This window comes from Stenotrophomonas sp. SrG (genome assembly GCF_050031795.1).
Taxonomy (GTDB): domain Bacteria; phylum Pseudomonadota; class Gammaproteobacteria; order Xanthomonadales; family Xanthomonadaceae; genus Stenotrophomonas; species Stenotrophomonas rhizophila_A.
Window position 1 is genome coordinate 1 of sequence record NZ_JBNBBE010000566.1, and the last position, 252, is coordinate 252.

At 73.8% G+C, this 252-nt stretch carries 1 protein-coding gene; it reads right to left on the minus strand.

Going from position 1 to position 252, the window contains the following annotated elements:
- On the minus strand, nt 1-252 hold a 252-nt coding region (locus ACQG3P_RS20880; RefSeq protein ID WP_426806122.1), incomplete at both ends, for a phosphotransferase.

Sequence of the window (252 nt, forward strand, 5' to 3'; positions counted from 1 at the left end):
TGCCGAAGTCGCTGAGCCCCACCTCGTCGGGGTCGACGGCGTGCAGGTCGGCGAGGCAGCGCACCAGGTCGAAGCCGAGACCCCGGAGGCCGTCGGCGGTGTAGCCGGCGTTCTGCGCCGGGCGGGCGAGCACGATGCCGGGGGAGCGCTCCATCACGAAGAAGACCGTGCCCTTCACGTGGGCGGCGTCGGTGTCGTCGACGACGTCGACCGTGCGCGGCACCGGGACCGCGGTGCCGGCCAGTGCGGAGA